Genomic DNA, 15628 nt, shown 5'->3' with positions numbered 1-15628 from the left:
CTCAACCCTCCTTGTCTGCCAGCCTGAGCCATTCGGCGAGCTTCTTGGCGAGATCTTCACCGAAGGTCTTTCTGAACCGAGCGAGGATCTCCTCCTCCATCCTGCGAGGGATGGACCTGGCCACGGAGGCCCTCCCGTGGGCCTCTACCACCGTTCCCACACTCCCCCCATAGAGGACGCTCCGGTGTGCCCTTAGGCTTCGGGCTACCTTAACGGCATCCTCCTCCCCCAAGTAGGGGGGGAGGTCAAAGATGACCACCCCCTCCTGGGGTCTAAAGGTGTCCTCAAGGAGGCGCGCCACGTAACGCCTGCCCATGACGAAGGCTCCTTCGAGGTCGGCGTTCCACTGGCGCTCGTAGCGGTAAGCCTTCTCCATGAGATCCTGGGGGACCTGGAGCAGGAAGGTTCCCCCGGCTTCGGCGAAAAGCCTCGCCATCACCAAGGAGGTGAGACCTTCAGCGAGGAGGCGGGAGCGCTTGGTGACCCCAGCGAGAAGGAGGTGCTTACTTGCGAAGTAGTCCTGTAGCTTAGAGCGGAAACTCTCTCTGACGCCCAATTGCGCCAGGCGCCCGTCTTTGATGAAAAGGTAGTCTTTGTAACTTTCCTGCAGGACCTTCTCCACCCCCCAAACCAGGTAGGCCCACTCCAGGACGTCCCGGAAGATCCCCATGAAGGCCCTGAGGTCCTTGGTGTAGTATTCCCCCAGATCTTCCAGGGAGATGCCTGTGGCCCGGAAGAAGGTCTTCAAGGCATCGGCGGCGGGGCTTTCTTCGGAGCGCTCAAGGAGGCCTTCCAGATAGCCCTTGGGGTCCCGTAGGACTTCATACCCAGGGAGGAGGTGGGCAATGGAAGGCAGGCGGAAACCCTTCACCCCCACCGCAGCAACGCGCACGAGGCCGAAGGAGAGGAGCGGAAGATCTTCGAAGGTGCGTCCCTCGCCTCCGTCCACGGTAAGGGTGAGGAGGGGGTAGGCCTCCCCGCCTCCATGCAAGGGTACTCGGCGCTCCTGCTGGAGCTTTTGGTAAAGCTCGTCTAGCTCGCGCAGGAGATCCTGGTAATGGTCCAGCCTGAGATCGTCAAGGAAGTCCTTAAGGCCAAGGGGATTACTTCCTTCTCCCGCATATGGCATAGGGTTCACCTGCCTTTTCCATTGTACCTCCCGGAACGCCACAGCTTCCGAATAAGTGCCTCCTCCTCGCGGGTGAGGAACTCCATCCCGAGCTTCGCCTCCACCTCCTTCAGCCTCCGGTAGACCTCCCGCCGGGCCTCCAGGGTGAGCCTCCCGGGCTGGCCGTCCTTCCGCTTCACCCGGGTTTTGGGATCCCGCGTCCAGGACCACAGCCACTCCCGGAACTCGTGGAGGGGGAAGAGGTGGGCGTGGCCGTTTTCCAAGGCCCGCGCCATGGCCTTGTCCCGCCGCACCACGGTGCAGGTCCAGCACCCGAAGCGGGTGTCCCGGCCCCCGTACACCCCTTCCAGGGCCCCCGTGGGATAGCCAAGACTGGGGGCCACCAGGTTCAGGTAGTCCCACACCCAGCACTCCCGCCAAAGGGCAATGGGGGCCACGTAGAGGGCGTTTAGACGCTTGGCCTCCTGGAAGAGCACTCCCTGACCGCACTCCCCGCCCCGGGAGCAGGAGGTCAGGGAAGCTATCTTGTGAAGGAGCCTGCCGTCCCGGGCGTCCGACTCCCCGAAGCGGACCCCCGTGAGGATGGCTTTTTTCCCCGGAAGGCTCTGGACCAGGCGGTCCATGGGGGCGATCTTCAGCCGCCTGGTGCACCAGCGGAAGCGGTTGTGGGGCGGGGGGTAGCCCTTGCCGATGAGCTGGACCCAGAAGCTCTCCTCCGGGCGGGGCTTGGCGATGTGGATACCGATCTCGGGGTGGAGTCTTTTCAAAGCCTCCAGGAAACCCAGGGCCTGGGCGTGGAGGGTGGGGATCTCCAGCCCCGTGTCGGCGTAGATCACATGGACCTCCACGGGCTTCCCCCGCCTTTTCCACCACTCCAGGGTGAGGACGGTGGTGGCGGTGGAGTCCTTGCCCCCCGAGTAGGTGAGGACGAAGGTTTCGGCCCCCTGGGCGAGGGCGGCCTCGAGGGCGCGCTCCGCAAGGTCTATGGCCTCCTTGAGGTCGGAAGACCCAAAGGGTTCTCCTATCCCCGCGGCCAGGGCCTCAAGGGGAAGCCGCATTGTCTCCTCCTTCAGGCCAGAACCTTGCCCATCCCGCTTTGGGCGTGTGTTCCAGCAAAGGGGTGTGCTCGGTTCGCCTCATGGCGCAATGCTAAGGGTGGGGAATCGGTTCATCAATACCCTGCAAAGACGCCTCGGTCCTCGGGGAGCTATTGTGAGGGGTCTTCTGTATTTCCAGTCTTCGGATATACTGAAAACATGAAGGCGCTTACCTCCCTCTCCAAACGGGGCCAGATCACCCTCCCCGCGGAGGTACGCCAGGCCTTGGGTTTGAAGCCGGGGGACACCTTGGTGGTCCGGGTGGAAGCGGGCCGGGTCGTCTTAGAGCCCGCGGTGGTGTTGCCCGTGGAGCTCTACACGGAGGAGCGCATCCGGGAGTTCGCCGAAAACGCCCAGGCCACCCCGGAGGAGCTGGATGCCTTCCGCCGGGCCTGGGGCCTCTGAGTTGGTCTTTTTGGACGCCAACGTCCTTTTCTCCGCCAGCCTCGGGGGGGAGGTGTTTGAGGCGATCTGGCTGGGGGCCAGGAAGGGAAGGTACCGGCTGGCCACAAGCCCTTACTGCCTGCTGGAGGCCTGGGAAAACCTCGCGCGCAAACGACCCCAAGCCCTTAGAGGGCTAGAGGACCGGCTCAAGGTGGTGCGCTTGGTGCCGGAAGCCAAAGGCGAGGTTTGGATGGAGGGCCTGGTGCCCGAAAAAGACCTTCCCGTCCTCGCCGCCGCCGTGGCCGCAGGGGCTTCTGTTCTCCTCACCGGGGATACCTGCCACTTCGGTCCCTTGATGGCCCGCCAGGATCTCCCCCTAAGGGTCCTCACCCCTGGCGACTTCATCCGGAGCTTCCGCCCTTCAGGTTAAATGCGCTGGACGGGGAAAAGACCCCAAGTTCTCTCCTCCGGTCCGCTGGGTCGGCCCTATACCCCGCCTTAAATTCGCCGGGAAACCAGATTGGGGGCCCCTTAGGGGCCCCTTCTCCCAGGGGGAAGGGTGGGCTTGCCTAGTAAATTGCCTTGTACCCCGGAGGGGGCGGGAGAAGGGAGAGAAGAACCCTAAGGCCGTAGGCGATGAGCTCCAAAAGCGCCCGCGCCATGGCCGTCCAAGGCTTCCGCTCCATGAGGTATCCCCCACCCAGCCGCGTCTTCATCCCCCCAAACACCCCCTCCACTACCCCGCGAAACCGGTACACCTCGGGGTCCCACCCCTCCCGCGCCCGCACCCGCGCCTCCTCCCTGGCTTCGCCCCCACCCCGAAGCCGGATCACCGGCCGCACCCCAGCCTCCCCCAAAGCCCCCCACACCTCCTTCCCGTCAAACCCCGCGTCCGCCAAAAGCCACCCCCCAGTAAGGGCAAACCGCCCCAGGGCCTTCCCCCCAAGCCGGGGGTCCGGGGCGTAGCCCTCCCCGGCCACCCCACCCCAGGGCCACAAGAGCCGCCTCCCCCTATCCCAACGCATCAGGGCCAGAAGCCGCGCGTGCCCCCGCACCCGCCGCACCTCCTTCCCCCGACGAAAGCGGAGAAGCCGGTCCTTGCTGCGGTAGGCCAGCCCCGTGGTGTCCATGAGGTAGAGGGGGGGAAAGCGCCCCGGGAGGGGCTCCCGGGGAAGAGGCCTGGGGGCGCCCTGGCTCCTGACCCTCCTCTTCAGGAGAAGGCAAGGAGGCCAGGTGGGCCTCCAGTTCCCGGGAAAGCCTCTCCAGGAGGGCCTCAAGGAGTTCGGGGTCCAGGTGATGCACGGCGTAGCGGGCCAGGGACTGGTGGGTTGCTTTCCCGTCAGGGAAACACCTTGGAGGGAAGGGCCTTTCCATGAGGTCCTGGAGTGAGGCCTCCGTCTTGCGGTAGGTGAGGCGGAAGAAGGCGCGGTAAAGGAGGAGGGCCAGGTAAAGGGCGTGGCTGTAGCGTCAGGGGCGGCCCCGCTTGCCCTTGGGGGTGGGTGGGGCTACCTCCTGGGCCAGGCGCAGGCAGTGTTCCAGGACCTCCTTGGGGCTTGCCTCCCTGCGAGCAAAGCCTCGCTTGCCCATCAGGAGGATGATATACACCCGTCCCCCTGACCTTTGCAAGGCAAGCCCACCGCCTGGGGGCTTGCCCAGACTTGACCGCTATACTGCATAGAGCCCCAGGAACTTGAGGGCGGAGAGGGGATGGAAGGAGAAGGCCTCCATGGCCGCCTTCTTCTCCCTGACCCCTCGGCGGTGGAAGAGGGAGACCAGAAAGGCCCGGAGGACCGCCAAGACCCGCGCCCCCACCCCCCGCACCTGGCAGGCGTCTTCACGGAAGAGAACGTCCCGCACCCAAAAGGACCGGTTCTCCACCTCCCACCGGGAAAGGAGAAGCTCCCCAAGCCGCCTCGCCTCCGCCACCTCCGGCCCCAGGCTGGTGAGGGCGTAGCTCACCCTTCGCCGCACCTCCCCCGTCCCCTTGTGCACCACCTCCCGCTCCAGCCGCACCACCTGCCGGCACGCGGGAAAGGCGCGTACCTCTTCCGGCAAGTGGGGGGAGGCCCAGACCCGGTAGGTCCACACCTCCCCGTCCCGCGCCAGATGCCACACCGCCTCGGTCTCCCCGGGAAGCCGCCTCTCCTCCATCCCCTTGAACACCTCCAGAGCCCACTCCAGCAGTTCCCCCTGGTTGGCCTTCAAAAGGAAAAGGTAGGCCCCCCTTTTTGCACCACCTTCCCCGCCACCTCCGGGTACAGGTACCCCGCGTCCCCCACCACCACCTTCCCCTTGAGCCCCTCCGCCCCAAGGCGGTCCAGGAGCTCCAAAAGGGCCCCGTCCTCCCTCCCCTCCGCCTGGGCCTGGGCCAGGGTGGTCCGCAGACCCAGGGCCAGGACCTCCACCAGCCTGACCTGGGGGCTTTTCCCCTTGCCGCTTCCCCGAAGGTGCTTCCCGTCCACCACCAGGACCTCCCCCAGCTCCACTTCGGGAAAGACCTTGAGCAGGGCTTCCTGGAGCTTATGGGGGTCCAGGCGGTGCAGGAGAAGGGTGAGGATGGTGTGGCCCGGGGGCTTGCGCAGGCCGAGGTGGGGCAAGAGGTGAGGGTTGGCGCGGGCGAAGCGTTCCACGCCCCTCAGGGAGTCCACGCGGGAAAGGAAGGCCACCAGGATGAGGGCCAGGAGGCCCCACAGGGGGTACCGCCGGTTGCGGGCCCGGGGGTCGGGGATCTGGGACAGGGCTTCGCGTAGGGTCATGCCTCTTCTTTACCCCAGGGGCCGTATATAGGTCAAGTCTGCCCGGGAAGGGTTGACCTTTGGGGGACGTCCCCCTAAAGTGTTCTGTATGAAGAACGATTTGTTCTACGAAGTGGGACAAAACCTCCGTCGCCTGCGCCAGGCGCGGGGGCTCACCCTTTCTGGCTTGGCGGCCAAGGCCGGGGTGGCGAAATCGCTTCTTCACGTCTTAGAAGCGGGACGCGCTAACCCTACTTTGGCCACCCTTTGGGCCTTGGCTCAGGCCCTGGAGGTGCCTTTTGGCGAGCTGGTCCAGGCCCGTCCCGTGGCGGACGAAGGTGCGGTGGTTCAGCTTGTTGAACAAACCCGGGGGCGGGCAGGGGAGCGGCTGGAGGTGTACCGCATGGACCTCTCCCCCCGTTCCGTGCGTTGGGCGGAGGCCCACGAGCCTGGCCTCCGTGAGCGGGTCATCGGCCTAAGGGGGAAGGCCCGAGTGGGACCGCTTCCGGGCAGAGAGGTGGGGCCGGGAGAGGAGGTGGAGTTCTCCGGGGATGAACCCCATGTGTACGCCAGCGAAGAGGGGGCCAGCCTCCTGGTCTTTCTGCACTACCCCCTGCTTCCCCGGCCCAAAGGGGAGGCCGGGAGCCCGGAGAAAGCCTCCCTGGCCCTGCGGGAGGTGAGCTTGGGGGTGGAGGGGGTGGCCTTGGAGGGTCGCTGGCTTGCCCCGGGGTTTCAGGAGGGGGTTTTTGTGCGTTGGAGCGGGAACCGCACCTACCTCTTCAGCCTCCCTGTGGCCCCCCTACCCCGCCTCGAGGCCCAGGGGCTTTTGGGCGAGGCCTTGGCCCTCCTCCATGCCCCGGCAGAAGATCTGAGGTCCTATGGGCAAAGCCCCAGCCTCCTCCTACGGACCCTGGCTTGGGAGGGGTTGCTCCTTAAGGGAGAGGTGGCCGACCCGGCCCCCCTTCTCTTCCAAACCGCGCGGCCTCCTGCGGGTTCGTCGAAGGAAGAGAATTGGGAAAGTCGCATCTCCGTGGACCTCTACGCCCGGGTGGAACTCCTCCATCCCGGCTACGCCAGGCAGCCCCTTTTTCTGGCCCATGGGTTGCAGGCCGTGGGCCTGGAGAGGGGAAGGTTTTTGGACGTGGGCACGGGGCCTGGGCCTCACCTTCTCCTGCTCTTGGAGCTGTTGCCCCATTTGGAACCGGTGGCGGTGGAACCCAGCCCGGCCTCGAGGCAAGCCTTGGCCCAGCTCCTACCAGGCGTGGAGGTGTTGCCCGCGGATTTCACCCTTTTGGATTTGGAAGAAACCTTTCCCCTGGTCGTCTGCGTGGGGGCCAGCCACCACATGTCCACGTGGCGCTTCTTAGAGAAGGCTTACCGGCTCCTGCGCCCTGGGGGCCTTTTGGCGGTGGCGGACGAGTTTTTGAGCCCCTTCACCACCCGAGAGGAGCGGGCCCGGAACCTGGTGCTGCATCACACGGCCTACCTGCTCCCCTTTCCCCTGGAAGAACCCGAGGCCCTTTGGGCTTTGCGTCTTCTCGCCCTCCAGGGAGAGTCCCGGGGCCTTAGGAGATTGGTGGAAGAGGCGTTGCGAGGCCTTGAGTCGCGGTCCGATCCTCTGGCCGCCTTCGCTCGGTTAGAGCTCCAGGCCCTTTTAGCCGGGCTGGACTACGAGGTGGAGACCAAGACCTACCCCCGCCGTTTTTTGGAGCTGGCCTTTGCCGTGGGCTTTGAGCTAGAGCGCCACCAGCGCCTGTTCGCTACCCATGGCAGCGGTTCTTGGGACGGGGGGACCCACCTCTTCCTCCTCAGGAGGCCCAGATGAGACAGGGTCTGCAAGCGGCCTGGCCCATCGCCTTGGGGTATTTCCCCGTGGCCGTGGCCTTCGGCGCTTTAGGGGCCCAGGCGGGGCTTGGCCCCCTTTGGGTCCAGCTCACCTCCCTCCTGGTCTTCGCCGGGGCCAGCCAGTTCGCCCTGGTGGGGCTTTGGGCCCAGGGAGTGCCGCCCTTGTTGGCCACCCTTTTGGGCCTTCTTCTCAACCTACGCCACGCCTTCTATGGCCCCGCCTTAAGGCCCTACCTGAAGGGAGGTCCTCTGGAGGCCTTCCTACTCACCGATGAGGTCTTCGCCTTGGCCTTGAGGGCCCTCCCGGGCCTTCCTCCGGGGGAGAGGCGGGGCTACTTCCTGGGCTTGGGCCTCGGCGCCTACCTTTCCTGGAACCTGGGCACCGCCCTTGGGGTCTTGGGGGCCCAGGGGCTCTTGGCCTTTCCGGGTTTAGGGGAGGCCCTTTCCTTCGCCCTTCCCGCCCTTTTCTTCCTCCTGGCCCTGCCCCATCTAGAGAACCCCGTGGCCCTGCTGGCGGGCGGGGTGGCCCTGGGCTTCCACCTCCTGGGCCAGACGGCCTGGGGCCTCTTCCTGGCAGGGGTCATCGGGCTTCTTGGAAAGGGATTTGGCGAAAGGAGGCGTCCATGATCTTGGCCCTTCTCCTTCTGGCCCTGGGCACCTTTCTCCTCCGGTTCCTGCCCTGGCGGGCGGAAAAAGGCCTAAGGGCGGGCCAGTCGGGGCCCGCCTTGGTGGTGGCCCTCTTTCTGGTTTCCGCCTTCGGCCCGCCCCCCTCTCCCGAGTAGCTCCGCGCCCTCCTGGCCCTTCTTGGCACCTACCTGGGCGCACGCCTTACGGGAAACCTCGGCCTCGCCGTCTTTCTGGGGGCGGGGCTTTACGGGCTTTTGGGCCTCCTCTAGCGGTTCAGGATGTGGATGGCCTGCTTGTGGAAGGCCTCCGCCGCCTCCATGAGGCTTTCCGAGAGGGTGGGGTGGGGGTGGACGGTGAGGGCGAGGTCGGTGAGCGTGGCCCCCATCTCCAGGGCCAGGGCGGCCTCGGCGATGAGCTCCCCCGCTTGGGGGCCCACGATGAAGACCCCGAGGAGGAGGTCCGTCTCCTCGTCCCCCACGACCTTGACCATCCCCTCGGCCCCGCCCAGGGTGAGGGCCCGCCCCGACGCGGCGAGGGGGAACTTCCCCACCTTCACCTTGTAGCCCCCCCGCTTCGCCTCCTCCTCGGTGAGGCCCACCCCGGCCCACTCGGGGGAGGTGTAGACCACGCTCGGGACCTGGTAGTCAAAGGCGCTGTCCTTGCCGGCGGCGTTTTCGGCGGCGATGAGCCCCTCCCGCATGGCCTTGTGGGCGAGGAGAGGGGGGCGGGCCGCGTCGCCGATGGCGTAGACCCCGGGGACGCCCGTCTCCATCCGGACGTTCACCCGGATGAAGCCCCGCTCGTCCACCTGGACCCCGGCCTTTTCCAGGCCCAGGCCCTGGGTGCGGGGCCTGCGGCCCACGGCCACCAGGACCTTGTCCACCACCAGGGTCTCCCCCTCGCCCCCCTCGGCGGGCTCGAGGCGCACGTGGAGGCCGTCCTTCTTCTTCTCGTAGCCCACGGCCTTGGTCTTGGTGCGAACCCTTATCCCCTCCTTTTCCAGGGCGCGCCTTAGGAGGCCTGCGGTCTCGGGGTCCCCTTGGGGGAGGATCTCCGGCATGTACTCAATGAGGGTGACCTCCGCGCCCAGGCGGCGGTAGACCTGGCCGAGCTCGAGGCCCACCGCCCCCCCGCCGATGACCAGGAGGCGCTTGGGGAGGCCTTCCTCTACCTTCAGGGCCCGGGTGGAGTCCCAGACGTCCTCGCCGAAGGGAAAGCCCTTGAGCTCCAGGGGTTCGCTCCCCGTGGCGAGGATCAGGCTTTTCGCCCCGTAACGCTCGCCCCCTACCTCCACCTCCTTGGGGCCCACCAAGCGGGCGAAGCCCCTGAGGAGCTCCACCCCGTTCCCCTTGAGGAGGGTGCCCACGCCCCCGGTGAGCTTTTTCACCACCTGGTCCCGCCAGCCGCCGAGCTTCTTCAGGTCCAGCTCCGGCTTGGCCTTCAGGCCGAACCCCTCGGCCACCTTCAGGTGGTAGAGGGTCTCGGCGGCGTGGAGGAGGGCCTTGGTGGGGATGCAGCCCACGTTGAGGCAGACCCCCCCCACCTCGCCCGCCTCCACCGCCAGCACCTTGAGGCCCAGCTGGGCGGCCCGGATGGCGGCGTGGTAGCCTCCCGGGCCGGTGCCGATCACGATGAGGTCGTAGGTCTTCATAGGCGCCATCCTACATTTCCAGAAGGAGCAGGTCGGGGTTTTCCAAGAGCCGTATGACCTCCCGGGTGAACATGGCCGCCTCGGCCCCGTCCACCAGGCGGTGGTCAAAGGAGAGGGAGAGGAACATGATGTCCCGCGGCCTTATGGAGCCGTCCGGCATGACCCAGGGGCGCTTCCTTATGGAGTGCACGCCGAGGATGGCCGCGTCCGGCAGGTTGATGATGGGGAAGCTCAAGGTGGCCCCCACGGAGCCGATGTTGGTGAGGGTGAAGGTGGACCCGGCGACCTCCTCCGGGGCGAGGCGGCCTTCCCGCGCCTTCTGGGAGAGCTCGGCGATCTCCTGGGCGAGCTCCAAGACGCTCTTCCGGTCCGCATCCCGCACCACGGGGACGATGAGGCCCCTTTCCGTGGCCACGGCGAGGCCGATGTGGTAGTAGCGCTTGTAGACGATCTCCTGCCTTTCCTCGTCCAGGCTGGTGTTCAGCATGGGGAACTTCTTCAGGGCCCGCACCACCGCCTTGACGATGAAGGGCAGGTAGGTGAGCTTGACCCCCTGGGCCTCGGCCTGGGGCTTGAGGCGCTCGCGAAGGGCCACGAGCTCCGTGAGGTCGGCCTCGTCCACGTTGAGGGTGCGCACCGTGTAGAGGTGGCTCTGCCAGAGCCCCTGGGCGATGGTGCGGCGGATGCCCCTTAGAGGCACCCGCTCCTCCAGGTGCTCGTACCCCTTGGGCGGGGCGTACCTGGGCGGGGGCGGGAAGCCGGGGGCCGGCGCCTCGTGCTCCCGGGTGGCCTCGGCGGGGGCGGGTGGGGCCTTGCGGCTTGCCGCATAGGCCCGGACGTCCTCCACCCGGACCCTGCCCAAGGGCCCCGAGCCCGGCACCTCCTCAATGGGGATCCCGAGCTCCCGGGCAAGCTTCCGGGCGGCGGGGACGGCGAGGACCCGCCCCGGCCTCGCCCCTTCCTTAGGCTTTTCCCCGGAGAGGAAGGGGTTTTTCATCGCCACCTGCGTGGGGTCCGGCTTGAAGAGGGAGAGGTCCTCCTTCTCCTCCTTCGCGGGCAGGCCCGGCTCCACGATGGAGCGCTCCTCCACCGCCTGCACCGGGGGGGCCTCCTTCGCGCCCTCCACCGCCTCGCCGGGCTCGGCGATGAGGGCGATGGGGGCGTGGACCTTGACCACCTCTCCCTCCTTGGCTAGCTTCTTCAAGAGGACCCCTTCGTAGGGCGAGGGCAGCTCCACCGTGACCTTGTCGGTCATGACCTCCACGAAGGGCTGGTCCTTCTTCAGGTAGTCCCCTTCCTCCACGAGCCACTTCAGGATCTCACCTTCCACCACGCTTTCGGCGAGCTCAGGCATGAGGATTTCCTTGGGCATACTCCTCCTCTACAGGTCCAAAAGGCGCTCAAGGGCTTTGCGGTCCACGCCGCGGGCCTCCGCCACCGCCCTCAGGATTCCGGCCGCTACCTTCAGCGGCCGGTGCAGGGGGATGGTGACGGCGTGTTCACCCTTTGGGCCTTTCCAGACCATGCGCACGTGGCTTCCCGTTTGCCGCTCTACCTGGTAGCCCAGGCGGGCCAGTTTTTGGACGAGCCCCTCCCCGGTGAGGTCGCGGGGAAGCTTCACGGGGTAAGGACCTCCTCGCGGACGAAGTGCAGGCGGATGATGGGGGGGGCTTCTTCGCCGAAGTGGCACCGCACCGCGTCCCGCACCATCTCCTTGAGTTCCTCCCAGGTTTCTCCCTCCGTGAAGATGGCTTCTCCCAGGGCCCGGGCCACGAACCCCCCCTCTTCCGCCTCTTCCACCAAGAAGATGACTTCCCTCGGCATATCAGTAGTCTAGCGCCCGCTTGGCGGCGTTCAGGATGCGGGTGACGGTGGGCAGGTAGAGCTTGTCCTGGGCGTAGGGGTAGGGGGTGTCAAACCCCGTGACCCGGAGGGGCGGGGCGAGGAGGGTGTCCAGGATGTCCTCGGCGATGGTGGCCGCCACCTCGCTTATGAAGCTCGCGTGCCGGGGGGCGTCGGAAACCAGGACCACCCTCCCCGTCTTGGCCACGGAGTTCATCACCGCCTCGTAGTCCCAGGGCATGAGGCTCCTTAGGTCCAAGACCTCGGCCGAGACCCCGGCCTTCTCCAGTTCCTCCGCCGCCTGCAGGACCTCGGGCATCACGGTGCCGTAGCCGATGAGGGTGAGGTCTTTTCCTTCGCGCCTTAGGGCCGCCTTGCCGATGGGAAGGGTGTAGTCCTCCTCGGGCACCTCTTCCTTCACCGAGCGGTAGAGCCTCTTGGGCTCCAGGAAGACCACGGGGTCCTCGTCGCGGATGGCGGCCTTGAGGAGGCCCTTGGCGTCGTAGGGGGTGGAGACGGCCACCACCTTGAGCCCGGCGGTGTGGACGAAGTGGGCCTCGGGGCTTTGGGAGTGGTGGTGCCCGCCCTTCACCCCGCCCCCTGAGGGCATCCGCACCACCAAGGGCGCGGCGAACTGGCCCCCCGAGCGGTAGCGGAGCTTGGCCACCTGGCTCACGAGCTGGTCAAAGCCCGGGAAGACGTAGTCGGCGAACTGGATCTCGGCCACGGGCCTCAGGCCGTGGGCGGCCATGCCGAGGGCGGCCCCCACGATGGCCGCCTCGGAGAGGGGGGTGTCCATGACCCGGTCGGGGCCGTACTTCTGGAGAAGCCCCTCGGTGACCAAGAAGACCCCGCCCCTTTTCCCCACGTCCTCCCCCAGGACCACCACCCGGGGGTCTTTGGCCATCTCCTCGTCCAGGGCCCGGTTCAGGGCCTGCACCATGGTCATGAGGGCCATACCCACCCCCTAAAGCTCCTCCTTGAGGAGGGCCTCCTGGCGGAGGAGGTGCCAGGGCTTTTCGGCGAAGACGTCCGCAAACATCCACTCGGGGGGCACGGGCCCGGCCTCCTCTGCCTCCTTTAAGGCCCGTTCCAGCTCGGCCCGGATCTCCTCCCGCACGTCCTCCTCCCACTCCTCGTTCCAGAGGCCTTGGGCCTCGAGGAAGCGCCGGAAGCGGGGGATGGGGTCCTTCTTCCGCCAGAAGGCCACCTCCTCCTTGGGCCGGTAGCGGCTGTCGTCGTCGGCGGAGGAGTGGGGGCCGTAGCGGTAGACCCTGAGCTCCACGAGGCTCGGGCCCTCCCCCCTTCTCGCCCGCTCCACCGCCTCCTTGACCACGTAGTAGCTGGCCAGCACGTCCATCCCGTCCACCAGGTAGCCAGGGATGCCGAAGGCGTGGGCCTTCTCGGCGATGGTGGGGCTGTGGGTCTGGTGGCGGTAGTCCACGCTGATGGCGTAGAAGTTGTTCTCGGCGATGAAGACCGCGGGCGCCCCCTGCACGGCGGCGAAGTTGATCCCGGCGTACCAGTCCCCTTCGCTGGTGGCCCCGTCCCCGAAGGTGCAGACCGCCACCTGGCCCGTGCGCAGAAGCTTCATGCTGATGGCGGCGCCTGCGGCGGGGGGCACGTGGGAGGCGATGGGGCTCGCCACGGTGAAGAAGTTGAGGGCCTTGGAGCCGGGGTGCTCGGGCATCTGGCGGCCCTTGTTGGGGTCGGCCTTGGTGGCGAGCATCTGGCCGAAGAGCTCCTTGAGGGGGATCCCTAGGGCCAGGGCCAGGCCGTGGTCGCGGTAGTAGGGGAAGACCCAGTCAAAGCCCGGCCTTATGGCGTGGGCGATGGCCACCTGGGCGGCCTCGTGCCCCGCGGCGGGGGCGATGAAGCTGGTCTTGCCCGTGCGGATGAGGATGGTGTAGCGCTCGTCCAGCATCCGGGCCGCCAGCATGTCCCGGTAGAGCCTCCTTAGCTTCTCCCCCTCGAGGTCCAAGGGGAAGTCCCCAAGCCACTCCCCTTCCTCCCCGATGAGCCTTATGGGCTCCTCGGTGAAGGGCGCGAACCGATGGGTCTCCTTGACCATGGCACCCTCCTTCTTGGCGCTTTTGGCGCCGGGAAGCCCGCCCTGGGTAAGGGCCCTGGGCTTCCTTTTCGGGGGTGGGGCTGGATCCCACTTTCCCTTCCCCCTGAGTATACCGGGTTAGGATCAGGGGGTGCGGCTTCGGGTGGTGGCCGTGGGAAGGCCCCGGCTGGCCTACGCCCGGCTCGGGGTGGAGGAGTACGCTGGGCGCATCCAGAGGTACGCGCCTTTGGACCTGGTCTTCGTCCGGAAAGGGGAGGAGCTCCTCCCCAAGGCGGAGGGCCACCGGAAGGTGGTCCTGGACGAGCGGGGGAGGCTCTTGACCACCGAGGAGCTCTACCGGAGGCTCCTCTCCTTTGAGGGGGAGCGGGTGGCCTTCCTCGTGGGCGGGGCCGAGGGGCACCCGGAGGCGGTGCGGGAGGCGGCCGACCTTCTGCTTTCCCTCTCCCCCTTAACCCTCCAGCACGAGCTCGCCCTTCTGGTGCTTTTGGAGCAGCTCTACCGGGTTCTCGCCTTACGGGCGGGGCACCCCTACCACCGGCCATGACCTACGAGGCCTTCGTGGAGCTGGTGGAGAGGCTCTGGGAGGAGGTCCCCGAGGACTTCAAAAGGGGCCTCCAGGGGGTGCACGTCTTCCCCGAGGCCAAGCCGGAGCCAGGGCTCGAGGGCGTCTGGCGCCTCGGGGAGTACCTGGACCCCGGGCCGCCCTCGGCCCTTGGGGGGTTTGAGGGCCTGGGGCGGCACGTCGCCCTCTACTACGGCTCTTTCCAGAAGGTGGCGGGGGAGGGGTTTGACTGGGAGGCCGAGGTGTGGGAAACCCTCCTCCACGAGCTCAGGCACCACCTGGAGTCCCTGGCGGGGCGGGACGACCTCGCCCGGGAGGACCTCAGGCGCCTGGACGCCTTTCGCCGGGGCGGGGCCTTTGGGGAAGGGTAGGGGCTTCCTCCGCGAGGGGCCTGCGCTCTTGGAAGCCCCCGGAGAGGGGGTGGTAGTGGGCCACCTCGGGCTCCCCCTCCTGCCAGCAGAGGAAGACCACCTCGCCCCCGATGCGGGCGGGGAAGTCCACCAGGCCCCGGTCCAGGTCCTTGAGGAAGACCCCCAGGGAGGCCAGGTAGCGGGCGTCGGCCTCGAGGGCCCCCAGGAGGAAGCGGGCCTCCTCCTCCAGGGCTCTCCGCTCAAGCCCCCGGGCCTCGGCAAGCCGCCTCTGGGCCTCCTGGAGCTCCTTTCGGTTCTGGCGCATCTCCTTTAGGACCCGGCGGATCTCGGGCAGGAGGGCATCGGCCTCTTCCTTGGTGAAGATCCGGGCGAACATACCTACCCCTATCCTAGCAGAAACGGTGAGGAAAATCTAAGCCTGGCTTACTCAATCAAGGGCAGAAGCTCCACCTCCCCCGCCCCCACCCGCACCCCGCCCACCAGGAGGCTCCCGTCGGGAAGGACGTCCTCGGCTAGGCCCTCCACCGCCCCCTTGCCCGTGTGCACCCGCACGGGGCGGCCCAGGGTGAGGGAGGCCTGGCGGTAGCGGAGGAGGAGGGCCTCGGGGGTTTCCAGGAGGGGGAGGAGGGCTTCCAGCTTAAGGAGGAACCCCTCCAGCACCTCCCGCCGGCAAAAGGGGCCGAACTCCCGGAGGCAGGCCGCCCCCTCCGGGGCCCAGGCCACGTTCACCCCCACGCCCAGGAGGGCGTAGGCCACCTCCTCCCCCTCGGCCTTGGCCTCCAGGAGCACCCCGGCAAGCTTCCTGCCGTCTGGGGCGAGGAGGTCGTTGGGCCACTTGAGCCCCCCCACCCCCACCGCTTCCCGCAGGGCGAGGCCGGAAAGGAGGGGAAGGAGCCCCAGAGCGGGAAGGGGAAGGCTTGGCCTGAGGAGGAGGGAGAGGGTGAGGCTCGCCCCGGGGCGGCTTTCCCAGGGCCTTCCCCGCCTGCCCCGCCCCTTCTCCTGGACCTCCGCCAGGACCAAAGCCCCTTCCGGGGCCCCTTCCTCCGCCCAGGCCCTTAGGACGTCCTGGGTGCTTTCCACCCGGCCCAGGTAGCGGTAGGGCCTTCCCAGCCTTCCCTGGGGCTGGAAGAGGTGGGGGAGGGGGGTGCCCGGGAGGATGCGGTAGCCCCTTCGGGAGGCTTCCACGGGGTAGCCCTCGGCGAGCAGCTTCCTCGCCTCCTTGGAGACCGCCATGCGGCTCACCCCTAAGGCCCTCGCCAGGGCCTCGCCGCTTTGCCAGGACTCCGTGAGGAGGCCCAAAAGCCCGGGCATCCC

17 protein-coding genes and 2 pseudogenes are annotated in these 15628 nt (G+C 67.4%); 7 read left to right on the top strand and 12 right to left on the bottom strand.

The window, feature by feature from the left end; translation table 11 throughout:
- Position 1: 1 nt before the first annotated feature.
- On the bottom strand, positions 2 to 1129 hold the full coding sequence (locus ACY5J6_RS11145) for a hypothetical protein (RefSeq protein ID WP_462846529.1): 1128 nt from the start codon (positions 1127 to 1129) through the stop codon (positions 2 to 4).
- Between the two features lie 5 nt (positions 1130 to 1134).
- Positions 1135 to 2187 carry a phosphoadenosine phosphosulfate reductase domain-containing protein gene (locus ACY5J6_RS11140; protein ID WP_462845219.1) on the bottom strand — a complete coding sequence of 351 codons (1053 nt, stop codon included), beginning with the start codon at positions 2185 to 2187 and terminating at the stop codon, positions 1135 to 1137.
- A gap of 198 nt (positions 2188 to 2385) precedes the next feature.
- Between ACY5J6_RS11140 and ACY5J6_RS11135 the strand changes: the two genes are divergently transcribed.
- The gene (locus tag ACY5J6_RS11135; protein WP_462845217.1) at positions 2386 to 2631 is read left to right on the top strand and encodes an AbrB/MazE/SpoVT family DNA-binding domain-containing protein; all 246 of its coding nucleotides are present in this window, start codon (positions 2386 to 2388) and stop codon (positions 2629 to 2631) included.
- Positions 2603 to 3040: a PIN domain-containing protein gene (locus ACY5J6_RS11130; RefSeq protein WP_462845215.1), complete on the top strand. Its 438-nt coding sequence runs from the start codon at positions 2603 to 2605 to the stop codon at positions 3038 to 3040. The genes ACY5J6_RS11135 and ACY5J6_RS11130 overlap by 29 nt, the downstream gene beginning before the upstream one ends.
- A 139-nt stretch (positions 3041 to 3179) precedes the next feature.
- On the opposite strand, the pseudogene ACY5J6_RS11125 reads toward ACY5J6_RS11130, so the two are convergent.
- Positions 3180 to 3764: pseudogene (locus ACY5J6_RS11125) on the bottom strand (transposase); the annotation flags it as partial.
- A 511-nt stretch (positions 3765 to 4275) separates the two neighbouring features.
- Positions 4276 to 5366 (bottom strand): annotated as a pseudogene (locus ACY5J6_RS11120) (ISAs1 family transposase).
- An 88-nt stretch (positions 5367 to 5454) separates the two neighbouring features.
- Here ACY5J6_RS11120 and ACY5J6_RS11115 point away from each other — a divergent pair.
- The 3 genes from ACY5J6_RS11115 to ACY5J6_RS11105 are packed head-to-tail and all read left to right on the top strand — an operon-like array spanning position 5455 to position 7972.
- Positions 5455 to 7170, top strand: a complete 1716-nt coding sequence (locus ACY5J6_RS11115; RefSeq protein WP_462845213.1) for a helix-turn-helix domain-containing protein — start codon at positions 5455 to 5457, stop codon at positions 7168 to 7170.
- The gene (locus tag ACY5J6_RS11110; RefSeq protein WP_462845211.1) at positions 7167 to 7817 is read left to right on the top strand and encodes an AzlC family ABC transporter permease; all 651 of its coding nucleotides are present in this window, start codon (positions 7167 to 7169) and stop codon (positions 7815 to 7817) included. Before ACY5J6_RS11115 ends, ACY5J6_RS11110 begins: the two co-directional genes overlap by 4 nt.
- Positions 7814 to 7972, top strand: a complete 159-nt coding sequence (locus ACY5J6_RS11105) for a hypothetical protein (RefSeq protein WP_462845209.1) — start codon at positions 7814 to 7816, stop codon at positions 7970 to 7972. Before ACY5J6_RS11110 ends, ACY5J6_RS11105 begins: the two co-directional genes overlap by 4 nt.
- 110 nt (positions 7973 to 8082) lie before the next feature.
- Here ACY5J6_RS11105 and lpdA read toward each other — a convergent pair whose 3' ends face one another.
- The 6 genes from lpdA to ACY5J6_RS11075 are packed head-to-tail and all read right to left on the bottom strand — an operon-like array spanning position 8083 to position 13381.
- The gene (gene lpdA, locus ACY5J6_RS11100; protein ID WP_462845207.1) at positions 8083 to 9468 is read right to left on the bottom strand and encodes a dihydrolipoyl dehydrogenase; all 1386 of its coding nucleotides are present in this window, start codon (positions 9466 to 9468) and stop codon (positions 8083 to 8085) included.
- A gap of 10 nt (positions 9469 to 9478) precedes the next feature.
- The gene (locus ACY5J6_RS11095; protein ID WP_462845205.1) at positions 9479 to 10840 is read right to left on the bottom strand and encodes a dihydrolipoamide acetyltransferase family protein; all 1362 of its coding nucleotides are present in this window, start codon (positions 10838 to 10840) and stop codon (positions 9479 to 9481) included.
- Between the two features lie 9 nt (positions 10841 to 10849).
- Positions 10850 to 11089 carry a type II toxin-antitoxin system HicA family toxin gene (locus ACY5J6_RS11090; protein ID WP_462845203.1) on the bottom strand — a complete coding sequence of 80 codons (240 nt, stop codon included), beginning with the start codon at positions 11087 to 11089 and terminating at the stop codon, positions 10850 to 10852.
- Positions 11086 to 11292 (bottom strand): 2-oxoisovalerate dehydrogenase, encoded by a 207-nt coding sequence (locus ACY5J6_RS11085; RefSeq protein WP_054638462.1) that lies wholly within the window; start codon positions 11290 to 11292, stop codon positions 11086 to 11088. Before ACY5J6_RS11085 ends, ACY5J6_RS11090 begins: the two co-directional genes overlap by 4 nt.
- Before the next feature lies 1 nt (position 11293).
- Positions 11294 to 12268, bottom strand: coding sequence for an alpha-ketoacid dehydrogenase subunit beta (locus ACY5J6_RS11080; protein WP_462845201.1), 975 nt, complete (start codon positions 12266 to 12268; stop codon positions 11294 to 11296).
- Between the two features lie 9 nt (positions 12269 to 12277).
- The gene (locus ACY5J6_RS11075) at positions 12278 to 13381 is read right to left on the bottom strand and encodes a thiamine pyrophosphate-dependent dehydrogenase E1 component subunit alpha (protein ID WP_462845199.1); all 1104 of its coding nucleotides are present in this window, start codon (positions 13379 to 13381) and stop codon (positions 12278 to 12280) included.
- Between the two features lie 130 nt (positions 13382 to 13511).
- Here ACY5J6_RS11075 and ACY5J6_RS11070 point away from each other — a divergent pair, with 130 nt between their 5' ends.
- Together ACY5J6_RS11070 and ACY5J6_RS11065 are read left to right on the top strand one after the other, a co-directional pair.
- Positions 13512 to 13925: a 23S rRNA (pseudouridine(1915)-N(3))-methyltransferase RlmH gene (locus ACY5J6_RS11070; RefSeq protein ID WP_462845197.1), complete on the top strand. Its 414-nt coding sequence runs from the start codon at positions 13512 to 13514 to the stop codon at positions 13923 to 13925.
- Positions 13922 to 14314 carry a metallopeptidase family protein gene (locus ACY5J6_RS11065; protein ID WP_462845195.1) on the top strand — a complete coding sequence of 131 codons (393 nt, stop codon included), beginning with the start codon at positions 13922 to 13924 and terminating at the stop codon, positions 14312 to 14314. The genes ACY5J6_RS11070 and ACY5J6_RS11065 overlap by 4 nt, the downstream gene beginning before the upstream one ends.
- Here the strand turns inward: ACY5J6_RS11065 and ACY5J6_RS11060 are convergent.
- Both ACY5J6_RS11060 and ACY5J6_RS11055 read right to left on the bottom strand, forming a co-directional pair.
- Complete coding sequence (locus tag ACY5J6_RS11060; RefSeq protein ID WP_462845193.1) at positions 14265 to 14690, bottom strand: DUF2203 family protein; 426 nt, start codon at positions 14688 to 14690, stop codon at positions 14265 to 14267. The two genes, ACY5J6_RS11065 and ACY5J6_RS11060, sit on opposite strands and share 50 nt — an antisense overlap.
- A gap of 47 nt (positions 14691 to 14737) precedes the next feature.
- Entirely contained in the window at positions 14738 to 15625 is an 888-nt protein-coding gene (locus ACY5J6_RS11055) for a biotin--[acetyl-CoA-carboxylase] ligase (RefSeq protein WP_462845191.1), read from the bottom strand.
- Positions 15626 to 15628 lie beyond the last annotated feature (3 nt).

This window comes from Thermus sp. H19.2 (assembly GCF_054979525.1).
Note: the sequence above shows the minus strand (reverse complement) of the source record. Positions and strands in the feature narration are given on the sequence as shown.

Bases quoted from the DNA above. Each gene is read 5' to 3' on its own strand.
- ACY5J6_RS11145 (WP_462846529.1), bottom strand. From the start codon at position 1,129: ATGCCATATGCGGGAGAAGGAAGTAATCCCCTTGGCCTTAAGGACTTC.
- ACY5J6_RS11140 (WP_462845219.1), bottom strand. From the start codon at position 2,187: ATGCGGCTTCCCCTTGAGGCCCTGGCCGCGGGGATAGGAGAACCCTTT.
- ACY5J6_RS11135 (WP_462845217.1), top strand. From the start codon at position 2,386: ATGAAGGCGCTTACCTCCCTCTCCAAACGGGGCCAGATCACCCTCCCC.
- ACY5J6_RS11130 (WP_462845215.1), top strand. From the start codon at position 2,603: ATGCCTTCCGCCGGGCCTGGGGCCTCTGAGTTGGTCTTTTTGGACGCC.
- ACY5J6_RS11115 (WP_462845213.1), top strand. From the start codon at position 5,455: ATGAAGAACGATTTGTTCTACGAAGTGGGACAAAACCTCCGTCGCCTG.
- ACY5J6_RS11110 (WP_462845211.1), top strand. From the start codon at position 7,167: ATGAGACAGGGTCTGCAAGCGGCCTGGCCCATCGCCTTGGGGTATTTC.
- ACY5J6_RS11105 (WP_462845209.1), top strand. From the start codon at position 7,814: ATGATCTTGGCCCTTCTCCTTCTGGCCCTGGGCACCTTTCTCCTCCGG.
- lpdA (WP_462845207.1), bottom strand. From the start codon at position 9,468: ATGAAGACCTACGACCTCATCGTGATCGGCACCGGCCCGGGAGGCTAC.
- ACY5J6_RS11095 (WP_462845205.1), bottom strand. From the start codon at position 10,840: ATGCCCAAGGAAATCCTCATGCCTGAGCTCGCCGAAAGCGTGGTGGAA.
- ACY5J6_RS11085 (WP_054638462.1), bottom strand. From the start codon at position 11,292: ATGCCGAGGGAAGTCATCTTCTTGGTGGAAGAGGCGGAAGAGGGGGGG.
- ACY5J6_RS11080 (WP_462845201.1), bottom strand. From the start codon at position 12,268: ATGGCCCTCATGACCATGGTGCAGGCCCTGAACCGGGCCCTGGACGAG.
- ACY5J6_RS11075 (WP_462845199.1), bottom strand. From the start codon at position 13,381: ATGGTCAAGGAGACCCATCGGTTCGCGCCCTTCACCGAGGAGCCCATA.
- ACY5J6_RS11065 (WP_462845195.1), top strand. From the start codon at position 13,922: ATGACCTACGAGGCCTTCGTGGAGCTGGTGGAGAGGCTCTGGGAGGAG.
- ACY5J6_RS11060 (WP_462845193.1), bottom strand. From the start codon at position 14,690: ATGTTCGCCCGGATCTTCACCAAGGAAGAGGCCGATGCCCTCCTGCCC.
- ACY5J6_RS11055 (WP_462845191.1), bottom strand. From the start codon at position 15,625: ATGCCCGGGCTTTTGGGCCTCCTCACGGAGTCCTGGCAAAGCGGCGAG.